The sequence below is a fragment of the Corallococcus sp. bb12-1 genome (genome assembly GCF_026626765.1).
GTDB lineage: Bacteria > Myxococcota > Myxococcia > Myxococcales > Myxococcaceae > Corallococcus > Corallococcus terminator.
Window position 1 is genome coordinate 295,821 of the sequence record NZ_JAPNJZ010000010.1, and the last position, 19,686, is coordinate 315,506.

General features: G+C 69.6%; 19 protein-coding genes and 1 pseudogene. 11 read left to right on the top strand and 9 right to left on the bottom strand.

Annotation, left to right across the window (positions count from 1 at the left end; all coding sequences use genetic code 11):
• Window positions 1-32: 32 nt before the first annotated feature.
• From OV208_RS15070 to OV208_RS15090, 5 genes are all read left to right on the top strand, one after another.
• Complete coding sequence (locus OV208_RS15070) at window positions 33-842, top strand: hypothetical protein (protein WP_267574522.1); 810 nt, start codon at window positions 33-35, stop codon at window positions 840-842.
• Window positions 839-1,723 carry an aldo/keto reductase gene (locus tag OV208_RS15075; RefSeq protein WP_267574523.1) on the top strand — a complete coding sequence of 295 codons (885 nt, stop codon included), beginning with the start codon at window positions 839-841 and terminating at the stop codon, window positions 1,721-1,723. Before OV208_RS15070 ends, OV208_RS15075 begins: the two co-directional genes overlap by 4 nt.
• Window positions 1,724-1,851: 128 nt before the next feature.
• Window positions 1,852-2,133 carry a FruA-associating protein, FapA gene (locus tag OV208_RS15080; RefSeq protein WP_267574524.1) on the top strand — a complete coding sequence of 94 codons (282 nt, stop codon included), beginning with the start codon at window positions 1,852-1,854 and terminating at the stop codon, window positions 2,131-2,133.
• A gap of 102 nt (window positions 2,134-2,235) precedes the next feature.
• Window positions 2,236-2,712, top strand: coding sequence for a (2Fe-2S)-binding protein (locus tag OV208_RS15085; RefSeq protein ID WP_267574525.1), 477 nt, complete (start codon window positions 2,236-2,238; stop codon window positions 2,710-2,712).
• Complete coding sequence (locus tag OV208_RS15090; protein ID WP_267574526.1) at window positions 2,709-4,925, top strand: xanthine dehydrogenase family protein molybdopterin-binding subunit; 2,217 nt, start codon at window positions 2,709-2,711, stop codon at window positions 4,923-4,925. The genes OV208_RS15085 and OV208_RS15090 overlap by 4 nt, the downstream gene beginning before the upstream one ends.
• Here OV208_RS15090 and OV208_RS15095 read toward each other — a convergent pair.
• A complete protein-coding gene (locus tag OV208_RS15095) occupies window positions 4,907-5,548 on the bottom strand; it encodes an Isoquinoline 1-oxidoreductase subunit (RefSeq protein WP_267574527.1) in 642 nt (213 codons plus the stop codon). The genes OV208_RS15090 and OV208_RS15095 overlap by 19 nt on opposite strands.
• Window positions 5,549-5,804: 256 nt before the next feature.
• Between OV208_RS15095 and OV208_RS15100 the strand changes: the two genes are divergently transcribed.
• Window positions 5,805-7,394: an adenosine deaminase gene (locus tag OV208_RS15100; RefSeq protein ID WP_267574528.1), complete on the top strand. Its 1,590-nt coding sequence runs from the start codon at window positions 5,805-5,807 to the stop codon at window positions 7,392-7,394.
• Window positions 7,395-7,439: 45 nt separating this feature from the next.
• On the opposite strand, the gene OV208_RS15105 is transcribed toward OV208_RS15100, so the two are convergent.
• Window positions 7,440-8,630, bottom strand: coding sequence for a substrate-binding domain-containing protein (locus OV208_RS15105; RefSeq protein ID WP_267574529.1), 1,191 nt, complete (start codon window positions 8,628-8,630; stop codon window positions 7,440-7,442).
• A gap of 177 nt (window positions 8,631-8,807) precedes the next feature.
• On the opposite strand from OV208_RS15105, the gene OV208_RS15110 reads away from it, so the two are divergent.
• Window positions 8,808-9,617, top strand: a complete 810-nt coding sequence (locus tag OV208_RS15110) for a hypothetical protein (RefSeq protein ID WP_267574530.1) — start codon at window positions 8,808-8,810, stop codon at window positions 9,615-9,617.
• 19 nt (window positions 9,618-9,636) lie between these two features.
• On the opposite strand, the gene OV208_RS15115 is transcribed toward OV208_RS15110, so the two are convergent.
• The 4 genes from OV208_RS15115 to OV208_RS15130 all read right to left on the bottom strand — a co-directional run bounded on the left by OV208_RS15115 (window position 9,637) and on the right by OV208_RS15130 (window position 14,166).
• Entirely contained in the window at window positions 9,637-10,497 is an 861-nt protein-coding gene (locus OV208_RS15115; protein ID WP_267574531.1) for a WGR domain-containing protein, read from the bottom strand.
• 37 nt (window positions 10,498-10,534) lie between these two features.
• Window positions 10,535-11,509 (bottom strand): NAD-dependent epimerase/dehydratase family protein, encoded by a 975-nt coding sequence (locus OV208_RS15120; protein ID WP_267574532.1) that lies wholly within the window; start codon window positions 11,507-11,509, stop codon window positions 10,535-10,537.
• A gap of 76 nt (window positions 11,510-11,585) precedes the next feature.
• Complete coding sequence (locus OV208_RS15125) at window positions 11,586-12,776, bottom strand: GNAT family N-acetyltransferase (protein ID WP_267574533.1); 1,191 nt, start codon at window positions 12,774-12,776, stop codon at window positions 11,586-11,588.
• Between the two features lie 124 nt (window positions 12,777-12,900).
• Window positions 12,901-14,166 carry a P1 family peptidase gene (locus OV208_RS15130; RefSeq protein WP_267574534.1) on the bottom strand — a complete coding sequence of 422 codons (1,266 nt, stop codon included), beginning with the start codon at window positions 14,164-14,166 and terminating at the stop codon, window positions 12,901-12,903.
• Between the two features lie 109 nt (window positions 14,167-14,275).
• On the opposite strand from OV208_RS15130, the gene OV208_RS15135 reads away from it, so the two are divergent.
• From OV208_RS15135 to OV208_RS15145, 3 genes are all read left to right on the top strand, one after another.
• Window positions 14,276-14,590, top strand: a complete 315-nt coding sequence (locus OV208_RS15135; protein ID WP_267574535.1) for a DUF2381 family protein — start codon at window positions 14,276-14,278, stop codon at window positions 14,588-14,590.
• A gap of 11 nt (window positions 14,591-14,601) precedes the next feature.
• Window positions 14,602-15,093 carry a serine/threonine protein kinase gene (locus OV208_RS15140; protein ID WP_267574536.1) on the top strand — a complete coding sequence of 164 codons (492 nt, stop codon included), beginning with the start codon at window positions 14,602-14,604 and terminating at the stop codon, window positions 15,091-15,093.
• Between the two features lie 160 nt (window positions 15,094-15,253).
• Window positions 15,254-15,898, top strand: a complete 645-nt coding sequence (locus OV208_RS15145) for a glutathione S-transferase family protein (protein WP_267574537.1) — start codon at window positions 15,254-15,256, stop codon at window positions 15,896-15,898.
• 33 nt (window positions 15,899-15,931) lie between these two features.
• Here OV208_RS15145 and OV208_RS15150 read toward each other — a convergent pair whose 3' ends face one another.
• The 3 genes and pseudogenes from OV208_RS15150 to OV208_RS15160 all read right to left on the bottom strand — a co-directional run.
• Window positions 15,932-16,504 carry an imm11 family protein gene (locus tag OV208_RS15150; protein ID WP_267574552.1) on the bottom strand — a complete coding sequence of 191 codons (573 nt, stop codon included), beginning with the start codon at window positions 16,502-16,504 and terminating at the stop codon, window positions 15,932-15,934.
• 87 nt (window positions 16,505-16,591) lie between these two features.
• On the bottom strand, window positions 16,592-17,164 hold the full coding sequence (locus OV208_RS15155; RefSeq protein ID WP_267574538.1) for an imm11 family protein: 573 nt from the start codon (window positions 17,162-17,164) through the stop codon (window positions 16,592-16,594).
• Between the two features lie 6 nt (window positions 17,165-17,170).
• Window positions 17,171-18,244, bottom strand: a pseudogene (locus OV208_RS15160) (AHH domain-containing protein); the annotation flags it as partial.
• Window positions 18,245-18,412: 168 nt separating this feature from the next.
• Between OV208_RS15160 and OV208_RS15165 the strand changes: the two are divergent.
• The coding region (locus tag OV208_RS15165; RefSeq protein WP_267574540.1) for an IS4 family transposase at window positions 18,413-19,686 on the top strand (1,274 nt) is incomplete at its 3' end.

Consider the following 19,686-nt stretch of genomic DNA (forward strand, 5'->3'; position numbering starts at 1 on the left):
GCAGGGCGTGCCCGCACGGATATGGTCGGAAGGTGGATTACACCGACTACGCGCGACGCATCCGTGCCCATGCCTCCCTGGGCGAACTCACCGAATACGGACAGGTGCACGAAGGCGGGCGCGACTACCCGCTCTTCCGCCTCATCGTCCCCGGCGAACGCTGGCTCGTCATCACCTCCGGCTTCCACGGCGAGGAGCCCGCCGGGCCGCTGACGCTCGCCCAGCACCTGCCCGACGTCGTCGCCTACGCGAAGTCCAAGGGCGTGGGCCTGCGCGTCTACCCGTGCATCAACCCCTCCGGCTTCGAGGACGGCACGCGCTACAACCGCAGCGGCGAACATCCCAACAACGACTTCATGCGCTACGAGATCGCCCCCGGCGAGTGGCGCGGTGAGCTCATCGGCGACCCGACCATCCTGCGCTGGGCCCTGTACGACGGCGGCCCCAAGGAGACGCGCGCGGTGAGGACCGACCTGGCGCGCTTCCCGCCTCCCGACGCCGCGCTCGACATCCACCAGGACAACTACCTGGGCGGCGTCGCGACGTACGCGTACACCTTCGGGGACAAGGCCGCCTACGTTCCGATGATGGAGGCCTGCGCCGCGCACGCCACCGTGGTGCGCAGCCGCAAGGTGGATGACAACAGCTTCGCCGACGAGAACGGCTTCGTCGTCTTCCACGATGGCAGCGTCACCGACTGGTACACGCGCCAGGGCGTGCCGTACACCGCCGCGCTGGAGACCACCACGCCCACGCCGCGCGACGCATGCGACGCCGTGAACCTCACCTGGATCCGCGGCTTCATCGACCTGGCCGCGCGTGGAGAAGGTCCCCAGCGATGATGCAGCGCCCTCTTGGAAACAGTGGTCTCACCGTCTCCGCGCTCGGCTTCGGCGCGGGCCCGGTGGGCAGCGAAGCGCTCAGTGACTCCGACGCGGGCGCGCTGCTGCACGGCGTGCTGGACGCGGGCATCACGCTCATCGACACCGCGCCCAGCTACGGCGCGTCCGAGGAGCGCATCGGCCGGCACCTCGCCTCGCGGCGCCGGGAGTTCGTGCTGTCCACCAAGTGTGGCTATGGCGTGCCCGGCGTGGAGGACTGGACGCCCGAATGCATCACGCGCGGCGTGGACCTGGCCCTCCAGCGTCTGCGCACCGACGTGCTGGACGTGCTGCACTTCCACTCCTGCCCCCCGGACGTGCTGCACCGCCCCGGCCTGCTGGACGCGCTCACTCGCGCGGTGCAGGCGGGCAAGGTGCGCGCCGCCGCCTATTCGGGCGACAATGCGGGCCTGGACGCCGCGCTGGAGACGGGCGTGTTCGCGGTGGTGCAGACGTCCGTGAACCTCTTCGACCAGCGCTCGCTCGACCACGGCGTGGCGAAGGCCGTGTCGCGCGGCGTGGGCGTCATCGCCAAGCGGCCCCTGGCCAATGCCCCGTGGCGCTTCGCGGACGACCGGCCGGCCTCGCACGACGTGGGCGAGTACTGGGACCGGATGCGGCGCATGAACCTCCAGACGGACGGGCTGTCCTGGCCGGAGCTGGCGCTGCGCTTCACCGCGTTCGCGCCCGGTGTCGCCACTTGCATCGTGGGCACCACGCAGTTGGAGAACCTGCGCGCCAACGCGCGGACGCTGGAGAAGGGTGAGCTGCCCGAGCCCCTCGTCCACGCCATCCGGGACGCCTTCCGTCGGAATGATCACGGTTGGGACGGCGTTATCTGAGCAGCCCCCCGGGCCCGCCCTGACGTCAAGCGGTACGAGCCCTCCCCCTCCAAGTGATGTGCTTTCAACACCGGCCTCGTCCAGGGGGGCCGGGTGCCTGCTCTTGGGTCCATGCCGACCATCCGGACATGAACGAGATGCCAGAGTTTGAGAAGCAGGGAGAGTCGTCGGAGATTCACCCCTCGGAGCTGGACCTCCACATGGTGGAGCACACTCCGCAGGTGGCCTCCTGGCTGCGCATGCGGGCCAGCCAGTGGCTCGGCACCGCGCAGAAGGAGTTCAACGAGGCCGTCTTCTCGCGGGACGGCTCGGACGCGTCGCTGGACCGCTTCGCCGATGCCCGCTCGGAGCTGGACTCCGCCGAGGCCTGGGCCCTGCGCGTTGCCGACTTCCTGATGCGCCCGCAGTAGGGCTTCATGCTGACGGGAGGTGGACGTTCACCTCCACGCATGGGCCCAGCGGTAGCCCCTGGCTTGATAGTTTTCGCGCCTCCCCTGGGAGGAGCCCCGCCGATGGCCTTCACGCTGAACGTCAACGGAGCACCCCACGTCATCGAGCCAGGTGAGGGGGAGGAAGACATTCCCCTCCTCTACGTGCTCCGCGACCACCTGCGCCTCAACGGGGCGAAGTACGGCTGCGGTGTGGGCCAGTGCGGCGCCTGCACCGTGCTGCGTGACGGCGCTCCGGTGCGCTCGTGCCTCGTGCCGGCGGTGTCCCTGCAGGGGCGGGAGGTCACCACGCTGGAGGGCCTGCGCGCGCCGGAGGGCACGCTGCACGCGCTCCAGAAGGCGTTCCTGGCCGAGCAGGCCGGACAGTGCGCGTACTGCATCCCGGGGATGATCCTCTCGGCGGCGGGGCTGCTCCGGCAGAAGCGCTCGCCCACCGAGGCCGACATCCGGACCGCGCTGGATGCGAACCTGTGCCGGTGTGGTTCGCACAACCGCATCGTGCGCGCCGTGCAACGCGCGGCGGCGGAGCTGGCGGAATGAGCGCCCCCGTCTCCAGGCGTTCGGTGTTGAAGGGCTCGCTGGTGCTGGCCTTCTCGCTCGCGGGCGCCACGCTCTTCGCGCAGACCTCGAAGCCGCGGTTGCCCGGCGACCTGGCGCGCACGCCCAGACTCGATGCGTGGTTGCGCATCGGCGCGGACGGCGTCGTCACGTTGATGACGGGCAAGGTGGAGCTGGGCCAGGGCATCCTCACCGCGCTGGGGCAGCTGTGCGCGGACGAGCTGGACGTCGAGCCTTCCCGGCTGCGCATCCTCTCCGGCGACACCCGCCTCTGTCCTCCCGAAGGCGTCACCGCCGGGAGCATGTCCATTCCCAACGCTGGCGCGGCCGTGCGTCAGGCGTCGGCGGAGGTGCGCGCGCTGCTCGTGTCCCTGGCCGCGGAGCGGCTGCGCGTCCCAGCGAAGCGGCTGCACGTCCAGGACGGCACCGTGAAGGACACCAGTGGCGGCGCGGTCACGTACTGGGCGCTGGTCGGTGGGCAGACCCTGAACCGTGAGGCCACCGGCTCCGTCGCGCCCAAGCCCGCATCGCAGCGGCGTCACGCGGGCAGGCCCCTGCACCGGGTGGACCTGCCCGCGAAGCTCACGGGCGAGCCCCGCTTCGTCCAGGACCTGCGTCCCGACACGCTGGTGCATGGACGCGTCGTGCGCGCGCCCACGCCCGGTGCCGCCCTGACGGAGGTGGACACGGTGAAGGTGTCCGCGATGCCTGGCGTGCTCAAGGTGGTGCGGGACGGCGACTTCCTGGGCGTCATCGCCACGCGGGAATGGCAGGCCGTGAAGGCCGCCGCCGCCCTGGCCCTGGCCGCGCGGTGGAAGGAGGGGCGGCCATTGCCCGTGGATCCCCATGCGTGGCTGCTGTCACAGCCCACGCAGGACACGGTCATCCACCGTGTCGAGCGTCCCACCGACGTCGCCCCCGAGCGCATGCTGGAGGCCACCTACCGCCGGCCGTACCAGATGCACGCATCCATCGGTCCCTCCTGCGCTGTGGCGGCGTGGGACGGCAGCACGCTGACCGTGGACACCCACAGCCAGAGTGTCTTTGAAACCTCCGAAGCCATCGCGAAGCTGCTGGGGCTTCCCAAGGACCAGGTGCACGGCCGGCACGTGGAGGGCTCCGGCTGCTATGGCCATAACGGCGCGGACGACGTGGCGGCCGATGCGGCCCTGCTCGCGCGTGCCCTTCCCGGCCGCGCCGTGCGCGTGCAGTGGTCCCGCGAGGATGAACACACCCACGAGCCCTACGGCGCCGCCATGGTGACGAAGGTGCGCGCGGGCGTGGATGTGAATGGGGACGTGCTCGACTGGGATTACGCGCTGTGGTCCACGTCACATGGCACCCGCCCCGGCGGCGAGCCCGGCAACCTGCTCGCGGGCCGTTCGCTGGCGAAGCCGTTCCGGCAGCCGCCGCCCAGGAATGGCGGACCGCCGAACTACTCCGCCGACCGCAATGCCATCCCGTTGTATGCCTTTCCCGGCCAGCAGGTGACGACGCACTTCGTGACGGCGATGCCCCTGCGGGTGTCCTCGATGCGCGGCCTGGGCGCGTACGCGAATGTCTTCTCCATCGAGTCCTTCGTGGACGAGCTGGCGCACGCGGCGGGCGTGGACTCGGCGGCGTACCGCTTGCGGCAGCTCCAGGACGCACGGGCGAAGGCGGTCATCGTCCGCGCGACGGAGCGGTTCGGCTGGAACCGCTTCGAGCGCCGGCCGCACCACGGCCGGGGCCTGGCCTTCGCCCGGTACAAGAACCTGGCGACGTACTGCGCCGTGTGCCTGGAGGTCTTCGTGGATCCGGCGACGCACGCGCCGCGCGTGGTGCGCGCCGTCATCGCCGCCGACGCGGGCGAAGTGGTCAACCCGGATGGGCTCGCCAACCAGTTGGAGGGGGGCCTCATCCAGTCACTGAGCTGGAGCTTGAAGGAAGTCGTCCGCCACGACGCCCGGCGCATCCTGTCGCGCGACTGGGAGGGCTATCCCATCCTCACCTTCTCCGAAGCGCCGTCGGTGGACGTGCAGCTCATCGACCGTCCGGAGGAGCCGTTCCTCGGCGCGGGCGAGGCGAGCCAGGGGCCCACGCCCGCGGCGCTCGCCAACGCCGTGTTCGACGCGACGGGGCTGCGCGTGCGCGACCTGCCGGTGACGCCAGAGCGACTGTCTGCGCTGCGCCGGGCTCAAGGCGCCGGGCAGTAGGCCCCGGAGTCCACCCACGCCTGGAAGAGTTCACCGAACGCGGCCTGCGTGCCGGGCACCGGCTGTCGCCCCGGGCCTGGGTTCCAACCCCAGCCCACGAGCTCATCCTTCGCCATGTGATGCTGGAGGGCCGCCAGGTCCTTGCCCCCGTTGCGCTTCGGATCCTTGAGCTGCTCGCAGATGGCGCCCAACGAGCGCCCCACCCACGCCATCTCCACGGGCGCCAGGGCCCACTTCGGATTGCCCGGGATGCTGGCCACGGTGGCGCCCACCGTGGGCGTGTTCGTCGCCTGATGACAGGTCGTGCAGGGCAGCCCGGGGGGACCGTGGCCATCCGCTCCGCCCACCACCGCCGGGACGTGGGCGTGCTGCTGCATCCCCTGCCGGGGCCGGCCGTCCGCCGGGTGGCAGTTGGTGCAGCGCGGATGGGCAATCACCCGACCCGCTTCGAGGAAGAGCGCCACCGAGCGCGCCTCCGGGTTCTCGATGTTCGAGAAGGACGCCACGGGACGGAGCGCATCCGGGGACGCGGGGGGCTCCGCGGGAGCCCGCGTCGAGCTCCGGCAGCCCGTGAGCGCGACGACTCCACACGACAGCACAAGGACGAACCGGTGGCTTCGCATGCCCCGCGAGCGTGACACGGGCGAAGGCCGCCCGGCCATCCTCGAAGGCGCCCTCCCCGCCTCCAAGTGTCCACCTTCCGCCGGCCCCTTCATCCCGGGGTCGCAGTTGTGTCAGGCGCCCTCTGCCCTGGGTCCGTCTTGAAGTCATTCTCATACACATTCTCGTAAAACTGGATAGACGAGAAAAGTCCTTCTCGTTCTCCTTGGGAGGCTGTACGGAGCGCCCCTTCTCTCCACAAGGACTGCCCCCACCGCCATGATCAAATTCTCCTCCTTCGCCATCGTCGCCGCGCTCGGCCTGAGCGCCTGCAATGAAGAGGACCCTGTCCCGCCGGTTGAGAAGACGCGAGAGGAGCGGGTCAACGAGCACATGGAGTCGCTGCGCAGCGACACCACGGCGCTCGGGACCTTCCTGCTCTCCATGCCCAAGGGCGGCGACCTGCACAGCCACACCTCCGGCGCCATCACCACGGAGAAGCTGATTGCGTGGGGCGCGGAGGACGGCGCGTGCGTGAACACGACGACCTACGTGGCCAGCAACCCGTGCGCGGCCGGCGCGGTGCCCCTGGCGCAGACGGAGACCGACCGCGCCCTCTATGACGCGGTGATGAGCGCCTGGTCCATGGAGGACCACCCGGGCCCGCTGCTGACCGCGCACCAGCACTTCTTCGACGCCTTCGGCAAGTACGGCGCCGTGCAGTTGGATTCGCGCAACGACGACAGCTACGCGGACATCCTGTCGCGCGCGGGCCGGCACAACCAGGTCTACGTGGAGCTGATGCAAGGCTTTGGCGCGAGCACCGGCGGCCGGCTCGCCACGCCGCTGTTCACGTCCACGGACACCTGGGACAAGGCGACCCTGCTGGCGAAGCGGCAGCAGATCATCGCGCTGCCGGACTTCCAGAACGCGCTGACGGCGCAGGTCACCAGCATCGCGAACACCCTGAAGGGGACCCGCGAGCTGCTCGGCTGTGCCACCGCTCAGCCGGACCCCGGCTGCAACGTGGACGTGCGCCTGCTCGTGTCCGCCAACCGCACCGCGGACCGGACGAACGTCTTCGGACAGTGGGTGTATGCCTATGAGCTGGCGCAGAAGGTGCCCGAAATCGTCGGCGTGAACCTGGTGTCGCCGGAGGAGAACGCCAACTCGCTCGCGTTCTACCAGGATGAGATGTTCGCCCTGGGCACGCTCGACGACTTCAACGACCAGGAGGTCGGCCGCAAGCTGGTGCACGTGTCGCTGCACGCCGGGGAGCTCATCCCGTCGGTGCTCGGCGCGCAGGACCAGTCGCACATGAACTTCCACATCCGCGAGGCCGTGGAGAAGGCCCATGCGGAGCGCATCGGCCACGGCGCGGACGTGCTGAGCGAGACGGCCGGCGACGGCGCCGAGGACCTGCTGCGCGACATGAGCGCCGCAGGCGTGATGGTTGAAATCTGCCTGACGTCCAACCGCGTCCTGCTGGGCATGTCCGGTGATGCGCACCCGCTGGCCGCGTACCTGAAGAACAACGTGCCGGTGGCCCTGGCGACGGACGACTCGGGCATCCTGCGCGGGGACATCACCCAGGAGTACGTGGCCGCCGCCACCGCCCAGGGGCTGGACTACAAGACGCTCAAGATGATGGCGCGCGCCAGCCTGGAGCATGCCTTCGCGGAGGGCGACAGCCTCTGGGTCCGCCGCGATGACTTCACCACCGTCGCGACCGCCTGCGCCTCCGACAAGCCGGAGGAGACCGCCCTGTCGGCTGGCTGCAACAGCTTCCTCGGCGGCAACAAGCGGGCCTCGATGCAGTGGAAGCTGGAAGCCCAGCTCGCCACCTTCGAGCGCACCGTCGCCCCGTGATTCATCGCCTTCGCGCCTCCGTCATGGGGGCGCGAGGGCAGCAGGTCAGCGCCCCACGCCGATGCGCGTCCACAGCTCCAGCAGGGTGCGCAGCACGGCCGCGTCCGGCACCTCCGCCGCGGGCGGCACGTCCACCCGGATGCCGTGGGCCGCGAGCCGCGTGAAGGGGTTGTCCGCGTCCGGCGTCTTCAGCGGCACCGACGGATCCGCCGGCCGGAAGCCGAACGCCAAGGCCCGCGCCTGCACCGGCTTGCTGCGCAGGAAGCCCACCCACTCCAGCGCGGCCTCACGCTGCTCGGGCGTCACCCAGTCCGCCTGGAGCACCGCCGCCGGATGGTCGCTCCACAGCGTCACCGGGGGGTAGTCCACCTGGAGCTGCCCCCACCGTCCCTGCGCGTGGCCAAGCTGCGAGATGACCAGGCTCTCGTACACCAGGGCCAGGTCGTAGCGGGACGGGCCGAAGCGCACCAGGTCCGTCATGAAGATGCCGGTGGAGGGCTCGAAGCGCGTCACGCCCCGCTCCAGGCGCTTGAGCCATTCCTGGTAGCCCGGCTCCAGCAGGTCCTGCTGGTTCACCGCCGCGCGGCGCCCCAGGTACTCCAGCGTCGCGGACAGGAGCGCCTGGAGGCCGGAGTTGGACTTCGTCGGGTCGGTGTGGCCCAGCTTCACGAAGCCCCACTCCGGAGGGCCGCCCACCGCGGGCCAGCCCTGGTCGCTCGCCACCGCGCGCTGGAGCGTCTTCCACGACAGCCCCCCGCCCCCACCCGCCTTGCGCAGCACCTCCATCCGGTCCTGCCAGCCCACGAAGACCAGCGGGGTGATGACCAGCGGCTGCGGCGCGGCGTCTCCCTGCGTCGCGAACAGCGGCCCGTGCGAGGCGTCCGTCGCCCAGTCCGCCGCGAGCATGCGCATGACAGCGCTGTCCGCCGGACTCCACACCGTGGGCTGCTCGCGGCCCTCCAGGATGGCCTGGGCCGCGTCCAGTGAACCCCGTCCCACCAGCGTCACCCGCACGTGCGGGTGCGTGGTCTGGAACTCCGCGAGCGCCGCCTCCACCCACTCGCGCTTCTCCGTGCTGTAGAGGAAGGTGATGTCCGTCACCTTCCGGCGCGACGGCGGACGCACGGACTCCGGCTCCGACGCCACCGTGCGCGGCGCATCCGAGGCCGCCAGCAGGTAGAACACCCCGAACGCCGCGGCCAGCACGCCAATGAGGAGGAGGACCCGGGGCTTCATGTCCCGCCTCGTACCCCGGGTCGCACCGCCTGGGACTGCGGCGACGGCATTGTCACAACCATGTCACTCACGCCTTCTCCCCCTGGCCGGCCGCCCACCGGAGAAGGAACCTTCCGGATGCCGTCCTGAACGTTTGTTTGTCCTCAAATCGGATGGCAGACTGGACGAATGATGGCAATGGGTCGGCGAATCGCGCTCCTGGGACTGGGGGCGGTGCTGGGTGGATGCGCGGCGAAGCAGGCCCCTCCCATCCAGCACTACGCCCTGGGCATGTCGCGCGCGGAGTATCGGGACTACACGGGGGCGAAGGCGAGCCCTTGTGATTCGGAGCCGCGCTGGTTCTCCGACGAGCTGACGGCGGTCAACGGCCTGCTGGGGCGCTTCGTCCGGGAGACGGAGCACGCGCAGGACCCGAAGTCGCCGGAGCAGCCCCAGCACCTGGCGTTGCTGGAAGAGGGGCTGCGCACGCTGCCCCCGGTGTTGAAGGTGCACGAGGGCAACCTCAAGGCCCTGCAGTCCTGCGACTTCCGGCGCACGGGCGCGTTCCCGGACCTGGCGAAGCTGGGAGCGGAGCGGGTGAAGGAGGCGCGCGGGCGGCTGGCGCTGGGGCCCCGAATCCAGGCCGCCGCGGCGCTGCGCGAGGCCCAGCAGAAGTGGCGGGAGGAGGCCCCGGCGCGCGAGGAGAAGGCGCGCGGCACGTGGTGCTCCAAGTCTCCGCAGGTGGGCCAGCCGGACCTCTACTTCGCGCGGCAGTCGCCGGACGGGCACACCGAGTGGCTCTTCTGCGACGGGCACGTCGTGGACAAGACGGGTGAAGGGGAGCCCACGCTCCTGAGCCCGCAGGGAATCTCCAAGGCGGAGCGTCGGCGGGTGCAGCCGAAGAAGTACCTGGACGCGGCGCGCGGCTACCCCACCGAGGAGATGGACCGCGAGCCCACCTCCGTCCCGGCCCCCGCTTCGGAGTCCGCGAGCGCCACCGAAGGGTAGCGCCAGGCCGCGCGTCCCGTCACGCCCCCAGCCGGGCGAGCCGCTTCGACAGGTGCGCGTCGCCGCCCGCATCCACCCCGCCGACGAAGGCCGCCAGCGAGCTGCCCGCGCCGCCCAGGTGGGCCTCCACGTGCGGCTTGAGGACGCCCCAGCGCTTCGCCCACGCGTCCTCGGAGCCGTCGCGCAGGTCCGGACGCTCCGCGAGGAGCGCCGTCACGCGCAGCGCCAGCTCCGGGTCGCCCAGCGTCCGCGCCGCCGCCACGCCCGTCGGCACGGAGCCCGCGGGCGCGGCCTTCCACATGTCCGTCGCGCGCTGGAAGGCGGCCACGTCCACCGCTGACAGGAGCCCCAGCGCGTGGCGCACCGGCAACCGGCCTTCCGCCTTGGGTCCCACCACATGCGCCATCAGCGCGGCGAAGGGCGCGGCCAGCGCGGGGTGCGCCGCCGGGTCCACGCCGCCCAGGGCCCGCAGCGCCCGCCGGGCCTTGCGCGCCAGCCGCGTCACCTTCCAACTGGGGCCCTTGAGGCGGGCCTGGAGCGAGGTCAGCGCGACGCCCGCGGCGGACACGAGCTCCGGGCCGGGCGTGGCGGGCGCGACACGGCGGGGCAGCACCAGCTTCGGGGGCGCAGCGGCGACGGCGGCCTTGGGGGGCGGCGCGGCGGGAGCCTCGCCCGCGCCCACCTCGGCGTAGCCTTCGCGCACCTTCTCCGCGACCTTCTTGGTGTACTCGCGCAGGGCGGCTTCCTCGTCCGGGAAGGCCTTCTCCTTGCGCTGCCCGGCCGTGCCGATGCGGCCATAGGTGACGATGAAGTTGGCGCCCTGCACCTCGGGCATCCAGAACTTGGAGCTGTTGCCGTCGACGAACTCGAACCTGCGCATGGGAGGGGAGGCTACCTCACCTGGAGGGCCGAGCGCTTCAGCCAGCTTGCGCCGCCAGCGACCGCAGGCCCTCTTCGCGCGACACGCTGCCCGTGTAGCCCAGTTCCTGACGGGCCTTCTCGTCGCTCACCGTCACCTCCTGGCCCACCAGCAGCAGCTCCGTGCGCGACAGCGGCGGGGCGCTCTTGAGGCCCAGCACGTCCCAGACGAGGTCGCTCGTCACCGCCACCATCGCCGCGAGCGCGGTGGGCAGGGACTTGTCGCCAGGGTCCACGCCCTGCGTCTTCAGGAGCGCGGTGACGAAGGCGCGGAACTCCACCGGGGCGCCGTCGGTGAGGAAGTACGCCTGGCCTCCCCGGCCCTTCTCCGCGGCCAGCAGCATCCCCTCCACGGCGTTGGCCACGTGGCAGGTGGACGTCAGGTAGCGCCCGCCGCCAATCCAGCGGAAGCGCCCCGCCTTCACCGCGGCCACCAGCGCCGGCAGCACCGTGGTGTCTCCTGGTCCCCACACGAGCCGGGGCCGCACCGCGACGGTGGTGAAGTCCGGCGAGTTGACGCTGAGCACCCGGCGCTCCGCCTCGCCCTTGGTGGACGGGTACGGACCCACGGGGCGCTGGGGCAGCTTCTGGGTTTCGTTGAGGTGGGCCATGGGGCCGCCGTCCGCCAGCACGGCTTCGGTGCTCACGTGCACCAGACGCTTCACCCCGGCCGCGCGCGCCGCCTCCAGCACGGTCTCCGTGCCGCGCACGTTGACCTCGTAGAACTCCGCGCGGGGACCGGACATCTTCACGTGCGCGGCGGCATGGAAGACGGTGTCGCAGCCCTCCATGCCCAGGCGCAGCCGCTCCGGGTCGCTCAAATCGCCTTCCCACGGCTCGCCGCCAGCGGCCTGCACCGCCGCCACGGACGCGGGCGAACGGGCCAGCGCGCGCGCCGGCTCCCCGCGCTTCGCAAGCGCCGCGAGCAGGTGCTTCCCGACGAATCCCGAGCCACCGGTGACGAACGCGCGCACGTGAACATCCTCCCTGCCAGACGACGCCGCTCCTACCACTCCCGGCCGGCCTCGGGTAGCCGCGTCCTGGCCCGTGTCAGAACATGTCGCGCATGGAAGGCGCGGGCCCGGAGAACAGCGCGCCGGCCACCCCGAGCGACGCTTCGTCCGCCTCCAGCATCCCGGCCAACTGGAGCGCCCGGGGCGTCAGGAAGCCGGTGTAGAGCGGGGCCAGGGCGCGCACGTGCAGCCGCATCCGTCCCTCTCCGCCGGGCCGTACGCGCGCGGCGCCGCCTTCCACCTCCAGCACGAAGCGCCCCTGGTTCTGCGGGAGGACGTCGTCCGCCACGTCCAGGTGCAGCGCGCCGGACAGGCCCGGGGGCCAGCCGCGAGCCTCCAGTGCCTGGGGCACGTTCAACAGCCGCGTCATCCAGTGCATGGACAGCTTCAGTTGGTACGTCTGTTCGCGCAGCAGCGCGAGCAGGGGCTCGTCCGCGCCGCCGAACCACACCACGTCCTGCGCCAGGGAGCGGTGGTCGCCCAGGAAGCGCAAGAGCCGGCGCGCGGCGGCGGGCGTGGTGGCCACCAGGTCGTTGAGCTTCAGCACCTGCTTGGGCACGGCCCCCTGGGGCGAGAGGCTCCGGATGAGGTACACGAAGCCCTCCACGCCGGAGGCGCCCTCCACGACGAAGCCATGCGCCGTGTCGTTGCGCGGCGTGCGCACGCGCCGCCAGATGTAGTCGCCCCGGTCCAGCCAGCCGTGGCGCTGGGAGGCGAAGCGCCGGTAGCACGCGTCCACCGCCTCCTCGTCCGAGGGCCGCATGGGACGCAGCGTCAGCGAGCGTTCCCCCAGCTCCAGCGCGGAGGCGTCGACGTGGATTTCATACCGTGCGCCGGACTGCTCATAGCCCACGCGCCGGTAGAGCGGCTGCGTCGCGGGATAGAGCACCGACAGCGGCGCCCCCTCGTCGCGCATCTCCCGCAGGAAGTGGTGGAAGAGGCGCGTGGCGGCCCCGGCGCCCCGGTGCTCGGGCGCGACGCCCACGCCGCCCACGCCAATCATGGGCACCGAGCGCCCCCCCAGGAACTGGGCCATGCGGATGAGGGTGAGCGACGCCGCCACCTGTCCGTCGTGGCGCAGCAGGCGCAGCAGCCCGGCCGCGTGGTTCTTGCGCACCACGCCCTCGGCGTCGGCGGCGACCATGGCGAAGGCCTGCGTGGTGATGTCCACGACCGAGGCCAGCTCCTGCTCATCCCGCGGAGGCCCGTACTCTCCCGTCAGCTCCATCCCGCATCCCCTTCCAGCGCACGCGCCCCCACGGACGCTCCCTCATGGGGACGTGGTGGGGGTCGCTCGCGAAGCAGCATGGCGCAGCGGATGGGGACGCGGAAAGGCGCGAGCGCTCCGGAGGTCACTTCCCCGGCTTCGGCTTTGGCGCCGGAGGCAGCCGTCCGGCCTTGCGAAGGACCTGCACCAGACGATCGTGTGGCAGGCCATACACCCGCGCGTCCTGGTTCCCGGTCATCGTGTCGGAGACGAGCATCGCGTTCAGGATGGCCTCCTGGGTGGCCTGCACCGTGGCCTCGAAGAGCGGGTTGAGCCGTTCGTTCTCGAGCATGGCGACGCTGGCCGCCGGGGCTCCGTCCACCGGCAGCGTGCGCTGGGTGGAGAACGCGAGGAAGATGTCGCCAGAGAAGTCCTCCCCCAGGGCCCCCATCTTCCCCAGGGCGAGCGGCACCCGCCGGGCGATGCGGTCCAACTGGTGCGGCAGGAGCGGCGCGTCGGTGGCCACCACCACGATGATGGAGCCCATCCCTTCGGGGTGCGTGGGCGTGACGCCGGCCCGCGCCGCGCAGGGCTTCATCTGGGAGAAGAAGGGCCCCTTCGGAGGCTGGGCCCCCGTGTAGCAGGCGCGCAGGTCGGTGATCACCTCGCCCACGGGAACCCCGGCGACGGAGAGGAGCCGGCGGCTGCCGTAGTTGCACTGCACCAGGACGCCAAGCGTGTAGCCACCCTGCTCCGCTGGGAGCCTGCGCGAGGACGTGCCGATGCCGCCCTTGAAGCCATGGCAGACCATCCCCGTCCCGCCGCCCACGGAGCCCTCCGGCACGGGCCCCGGGCGCGCGGCATCCATGGCCTGCATGGCGTGGGTGGGCCGCACATGGAAACCATCGATGTCATTGAGCATGCCGTCCCAGGTCTCCGCCACCACGGGCAGCCCGAGCTCCCACGTCAGGTTGCGCTGCTGGGCCCAGGCAATCACGCCCTCATGCACGGCGCCCACGGCGTGCGTGTTGGTGATCATCACGGGACCGGAGAGCAGGCCCGACTCCTTCACCCAGTGCGTGCCGGTCATCTCACCGCTGCCGTTCAAGGCGTAGGTCGCCGCGAAGACCGGCTGCGCCACCGCGTCCCGGCCCCGGGGAAGCACAGCGGTGACGCCGGTCCGGACCTGGGGCGCACCGGGCGCGGCCCCGCCGGAGTGGAGCGTCGTGTGGCCCACCTCCACGCCCTTCACGTCGGTGATGGCATTGAGCGCACCCGGAGTGCCTCCGAAGGAGATGCCCAGGTCACTGGCCCGCGCACGCGGCCGGGACGTCTGGGCCGGCGCCGCGAGAGGAAGCAGCAGCAGCAGACAAAGCAGACCTGGGGGAACGACGGGGCGGGCGGGTTTCATGGACAGGGATCTACACCCGATGCCTCCCTGGACAGCCACTCACCCGCGACAGCACAACCCACACACTGGGTTTCTGCTTTCAGAACCGCCCTGGTAGGTTGCCCGGACGATGCGCAACCCCTTCTCCGCCAGATGCGGCCTGCTGCTCCTCCTGTTGAAGAACACCTACTACGGCGGTCCCTGGAAGTTCGACGGCGCCTATCTGACCCGCGACTTCACCCACGCCACATCACGTCCCTTCGCACTGCGCATGAATCGCGAAACCATCGTGCCGGGCCAGACAGGGACCATCGCTATCGTGGCGGACAAGAGCGCCTTTGAAACGAAGGAGGGACAGCTCACGGATCTCGCCCTTCAGATCTTCCGCGATGACGGCCTTCTCCAGGTAGCGGTGACGATGGATCACACCCTCATTCGGAAGTAGAAGCGCTGGCCATGCCCCTCCGCAAAGCCCTCCTGCTCGCATCCATCGCGCTCCTCGCTACGGCCTCTGGTTGCCCTGCGACGACCGGGGTGGTTCTGCGCGCGGATGGCACACCGGGCCCGCAGGATTGTTCGGAGGAAGCCAGGAAGGCGATGCGCTACCTCAAGCTGCATGTCGGGGATGCATCCTGGGTGGACCTGGATGCGAACCAGCTCGACGCGAGGCGGGTCACGCTCTACGACGGACCGGTGGAGAGCATCCTCAAGGACGACTTCGGGACACTCGAAGCAACAACGCGCTTGTACGGGCAGGTCTGGACGAGCGGACCGCAGGTGGTCATCCGGTACTACGAGGCACACCCGCCCGACAGCGAGAAGATTCCTGTGTGCGCGGTGGCCCGTCTCAGTCGGGACCAGATGCGGAAGCTGCCGGAGTCAAAGCCGGGAACCGCCATCCTGGAAGGCTCCACCGCCGCAGCCTACGTCGTCGATTCCTTCCGATAGCTCGGCCCAGGGCCGCGTCTTCAAACGCCGCGTCATCCAGATCGCGAAGCCAGCGCGTCGTGTTCAGCAGCCCGTGAAGTGCCACGGATGATGTTGAGCATCCCTGGCGGCGTGGCAAGAGTCCTCCTCGGCCGCTCACGGCCCAGGGAGACACCGCTACATGATCCGCATCAGCGCCTTCAAGTGGGTACCCCCGTTCGCACAGGGAGTGGTACGCGACCTCCGGGTCCGGTGGGCACTCGAAGAAGCCGGGCTGCCCTATGAGGCACAGCTCATCGACCCCGAGGTCCAGGCCTCCTCCGACTACCGGGAGCTCCAGCCCTTCGGACAGGTTCCGGTGTTCGAGGAGGAGGGGCTCGCCCTGTTTGAATCGGGAGCGATCGTGTTCCACATCGCGTCCCGGAACGAAGTCCTCCTTCCCCGGGATGAGGCAGACAGGGCCCGTGCGATCACCTGGATGTTCGCGGCGCTCAACTCGATCGAGATCCACGTCCAGCAGCTCGCCGAAATCGACCTCTTCGCCCCCGACAAGGAGTGGGCGAAGCTCCACCGTCCGGACGTGGAGAAGGCCGTCAGGCGTCGGCTGAAGGAACTCGCCATGAGGCTGGGTGACCGTGAGTACCTGGAGGGGCGCTTCACCGCGGGCGACCTGATGATGACGACGGTGCTCCGCATCCTCCGCCACACCGACCTGCTGGACAGCGAGCCCACGCTGAAGGCCTACAAGGAGCGCTGCGAGGCGCGGCCAGCGTTCCAGCGGGCCCTGGCGGCCCAGATGAAGCCCTTCGAGACGCGGGGGGCCTGAGCAAGGAACCGCGCCAGCGCAGCGACTGCGCACTCAGACCTCGTCGAACTGTCCGCCGACAATGCCGCTTCGCTCCAGCGCATCCTTGATCTCGTCATCGACAATGATGGGCGGAGACCAGCCCCACAGCCGGAACACGCGAGCATCACCGACCTTCGACTTGTCGATTCGCAAGCCATGAACAGCGCGGTATTCACCAGCCCGGTGCGCCTGTACGCCCTCTGCGGTGTAGAGCCGGACTTCTTCACATGCGGCATCGTCGATGCAACGGAGCCGACGAGCCGCGTTGAAGATGAAATAGGGCTCATGCTGCCCTTCGACTTCGACTTCAAAGAGCTGAACGTCGCTCGGTGCCAGTTCGCGAAGCACTGACGCGGCCCCCTCGCTGAGGATGGGGGTTCGTCCTGCCCCCGCTGTCGTGAAGTCAAGCGGCCGCCCTGGGCGGTAGATGGGGATGCGCAACCGCTCATGAAGCTCTACCGGATCGCCTCCGAAGAACCTCCAGATGTCGTCAATCTCCTGGCCCGATGGATGGGTCGGCGCCGCGAGATACCAGCGATCGGGAACGTAGACGTCGATGTTCAGGTCAAAAAAACGTCGCGTCACGTCGTCACATCCCGGAGCTTCTGCGAGCAGGGCGCGTTTTGAAGCGAACATTGAAAGCAGGGCATCCTGCAGAAAGGAGGGCGCGAATCAGACCGCAATGAACCGCCCACCCACGATGCCAGTGCGTTCCAGCGCCTCTTTGAGTTCACCATCCACGATGAGTGGCAACAGATAGCCCCAGGGCCGGAATACAACTTCGTCATTCACCGCCAGAGGATCGATACGCAGCCCGGAAACGACATGGTATTCACCGACCTTGTCTGGCTTTCCGTCCGCTGGCGTCCAAAGCCGCGCCTCCTCACAGGCCGCATCATTGATACAGCGGAGCACGCGGATCACGTTCAACAGGTAATAGGGTTCAGACTGCCCCTGAACATCCACGGGGAAGAGCTGCACATCATTCGGTGCCAGATCCCGGAACACAGCAGCGACCCGCCCACTGACAATCGGGGTTCCAGCGACTGTCGTCTTGTCGAAGTCCAGCGGCTTGCCAGGACGCGAGAGCGGAACACGCAACGTCCCGGGGTCCGCCACGGCCCTTCCGTAGACAAACGCCCAGATATCCAGAACCCCTTGTCCCTCAAGGTTCGTGGGTTCACGCAGATACCAGCGGCCCGGCGCATCGACGTCGAAATCAAGCTCAAAAAAAAGTCTCGGCATGGTGGATCACGCCTTGGGATTCTTCGTGATGAGTTTCCGCAGTTTGGTACCGGCGGTCGTGAGTTCTCGCGCGATGTTCGCCAGTTCGTCAACCAAGGCAGATCGGCACTGCCCGGAATCTCGACACCCGAGCATCGCACGCCGAATCCGGAAGAGCACCTCCTCATGATATTCGCGCGGGTGTGGCCCCTTGTGCCCCTGGATTCGAACCTGGTTCGAGGGATCGCCCAGCTTCATCCCGGCCACATGGAAGATATCCTCATAGAGCGGCGTCCACGGTCCACCCGACGCATCAGACACCTCGTTCTTGTCCGTGCAGATGTGGTGGATGTCGCCCTCGGGGTCCCCCTGCATCCCGCTCCCGGGCCCCATCGCGACGGCCGCGACGGCGGTCGGGGCCAGCGCGACGTTGAGCACTCCGGCCGAGGACAGGGAGAGCGACCGGGCCTCTCCCGCCAGCACGTTCGACAACTGGAACCCACCCTCCATCCGCGCCCGCAGGCTCGCCTGCGCGAAGCCCGGCAGCTTCGGACCCTGCGCAGCCATGGCCTCCTTACCGCCGAGCGCGGTCAACGCGACGAGCACCAGGACCCGGGCGCCATTGTCCCCAAGCACCCTGCCGAACCGGTGTCCCGCGCTCTCCAGCGCGGAGAGATTCCGCGCGTCCCGCGACTCGTCCATGAGCTGCAGGAAGCCCTGCCCCAGGTTCCACACCGGCCCGGTACCCAGGTACGCGATGAGCGACGCCGTCAACGCGAGCGCGATGAGCTTGGTGATGGGTTCGGGCGCGACCAACATCACCAACGCGCTGCCAATCATCGAAGTGACCATCACCCGCAGCGCGGCGGGATTCAGCATGTCCTCGAGCGCCTCCTCCACCCCCTCCCACACCGTATCGAGCGCGAAGGAGAGCGCCATCATCCGCCGCTCCATCGGTCCCAGGGCGAAGCCCCCCGCCAACAGCCCCAGACATCTGTCAGGGTCGCCCTGCCGCCGGCAAATCCTCTCATCCAACTCGGACACCGGGCGGCCCCGCGCGCCTTCGACAATCCCACCGGCGGAGGCCAGCAGGGAGTGTCGCGCCTCCGGGTCAGCCTCCTGGAGCCATCCCTTTAAACATCTTCGGCATCGGCTCCCTGTGAGGGAGGAAGGCGAGCGGGCGTGCGAAGGGACTGCCCCATCGGCACGCCCTGCCCCCTGTGCGGACGGTCGTTCCCTGGCCACTGTTGGCCTGGGGGTTCTACCGTCATGTTCGAGGCCATCGTGGAGCGCTTCCTTGCCCAGAGTCCACTCACCGTCATGGCCCGGGTGGTGCTGGAGCGTGCCTGTGACGCAGCGTGGGTGGATGAGGCGTTCCATGAGCATCGGGGCCGGCAGTATGAGCGCGAGTTGCTCTTCTCCGACGTCGTCGACCGGATGAGCCTGGTGGTGCTGGGGCAGCGCCCCTCGCTGCATGCGGCGGCGCAGCGGCATCGACTGCCCGTCTCGGTGCAAGCGCTCTACAAGAAAGTGAACCGGACCGAGCCGACGGTCCTCCGGGCGCTGGTGCGTGGCGCGTACGCTCGGCTGGCTCCGGTGCGCTGTGCGATGGAGCCGGTGGACGCGGTTTGCGAAGGGATGTCCGTGCGCATCGTGGACGGCAACGACTTGCCGGCCAGTGACAAGCGCCTTTCGGCGTTGCGTGGCTTCCGGGGCGCGGCGATGCCGGGCCAATCCCTCGTGCTTTATGACCCGGACCTGGACTTGGTGGCCGACGTGCTTCCCTGGGAAGACGCCCATGACCATGAGCGCTCGCTGCTCCAGCACCTGCTGCCGCAAGTCGAGCCAGGCCACCTCTGGGTGGCGGACAGGGGCTTCAGTACGCGCGCGATTCTCCAAGCCTTCGCCGCGCGCGACGCCTTTTTGCTCGTGCGGGAGCATGCTCGCAATCCCTCGCCGACCGAGGAGCGCCCGCGACGCAAGGTGGGGCGCATCGAGACGGGGACAGTCTTCGAGCAACCGGTGTCCATCCCAGACGGAGCAGGCGGCGAGATGCGACTGCGGCGCATCGAGATTGAACTCGACACGCCCACCGACGACGGTGACACCGTCATCCGGCTGTTGACGAATGTCCCGGCGGACCGCAAGGGGGCAACAACGCTCGCACGGCTGTACCGCACACGCTGGCGGATTGAATGCCTTTTTGGCCGCTTGGAGTCAGTCCTTGAAAGTGAGGTGCGAAGCCTTGGCTCGCCCCGAGGCGCCCTGCTTGGCTTCTGCGTCGCACTGGTGGCCTACGACGTGTTGGCCCTCTTGCAGGCGGCGGTAAGGGCTGCCCATCCGGTATGCGAGCAGAAGCCCATCTCCTCTTTCTACATCGCGGCCGAGTTGCGCGAGTACTACGGCGGAATGAAGGTCGCCGTTCCGGAAGAGGCCTGGGTGCCATACGAAGGACAGACATCGAAGCAACTGAGCCGGACGCTCGTGAAAATGGCAAGACACGTCGACCCGGCGATGCTCCTCAAACACCCGCGCGGTCCGAA

Excerpts from the sequence above, each read along its gene's own strand:
- OV208_RS15075 (WP_267574523.1), top strand. The coding sequence starts at position 839 with ATGATGCAGCGCCCTCTTGGAAACAGTGGTCTCACCGTCTCCGCGCTC.
- OV208_RS15080 (WP_267574524.1), top strand. The coding sequence starts at position 1,852 with ATGAACGAGATGCCAGAGTTTGAGAAGCAGGGAGAGTCGTCGGAGATT.
- OV208_RS15085 (WP_267574525.1), top strand. The coding sequence starts at position 2,236 with ATGGCCTTCACGCTGAACGTCAACGGAGCACCCCACGTCATCGAGCCA.
- OV208_RS15090 (WP_267574526.1), top strand. The coding sequence starts at position 2,709 with ATGAGCGCCCCCGTCTCCAGGCGTTCGGTGTTGAAGGGCTCGCTGGTG.
- OV208_RS15095 (WP_267574527.1), bottom strand. The coding sequence starts at position 5,548 with ATGCGAAGCCACCGGTTCGTCCTTGTGCTGTCGTGTGGAGTCGTCGCG.
- OV208_RS15100 (WP_267574528.1), top strand. The coding sequence starts at position 5,805 with ATGATCAAATTCTCCTCCTTCGCCATCGTCGCCGCGCTCGGCCTGAGC.
- OV208_RS15105 (WP_267574529.1), bottom strand. The coding sequence starts at position 8,630 with ATGAAGCCCCGGGTCCTCCTCCTCATTGGCGTGCTGGCCGCGGCGTTC.
- OV208_RS15110 (WP_267574530.1), top strand. The coding sequence starts at position 8,808 with ATGGGTCGGCGAATCGCGCTCCTGGGACTGGGGGCGGTGCTGGGTGGA.
- OV208_RS15115 (WP_267574531.1), bottom strand. The coding sequence starts at position 10,497 with ATGCGCAGGTTCGAGTTCGTCGACGGCAACAGCTCCAAGTTCTGGATG.
- OV208_RS15125 (WP_267574533.1), bottom strand. The coding sequence starts at position 12,776 with ATGGAGCTGACGGGAGAGTACGGGCCTCCGCGGGATGAGCAGGAGCTG.
- OV208_RS15130 (WP_267574534.1), bottom strand. The coding sequence starts at position 14,166 with ATGAAACCCGCCCGCCCCGTCGTTCCCCCAGGTCTGCTTTGTCTGCTG.
- OV208_RS15135 (WP_267574535.1), top strand. The coding sequence starts at position 14,276 with ATGCGCAACCCCTTCTCCGCCAGATGCGGCCTGCTGCTCCTCCTGTTG.
- OV208_RS15140 (WP_267574536.1), top strand. The coding sequence starts at position 14,602 with ATGCCCCTCCGCAAAGCCCTCCTGCTCGCATCCATCGCGCTCCTCGCT.
- OV208_RS15145 (WP_267574537.1), top strand. The coding sequence starts at position 15,254 with ATGATCCGCATCAGCGCCTTCAAGTGGGTACCCCCGTTCGCACAGGGA.
- OV208_RS15155 (WP_267574538.1), bottom strand. The coding sequence starts at position 17,164 with ATGCCGAGACTTTTTTTTGAGCTTGATTTCGACGTCGATGCGCCGGGC.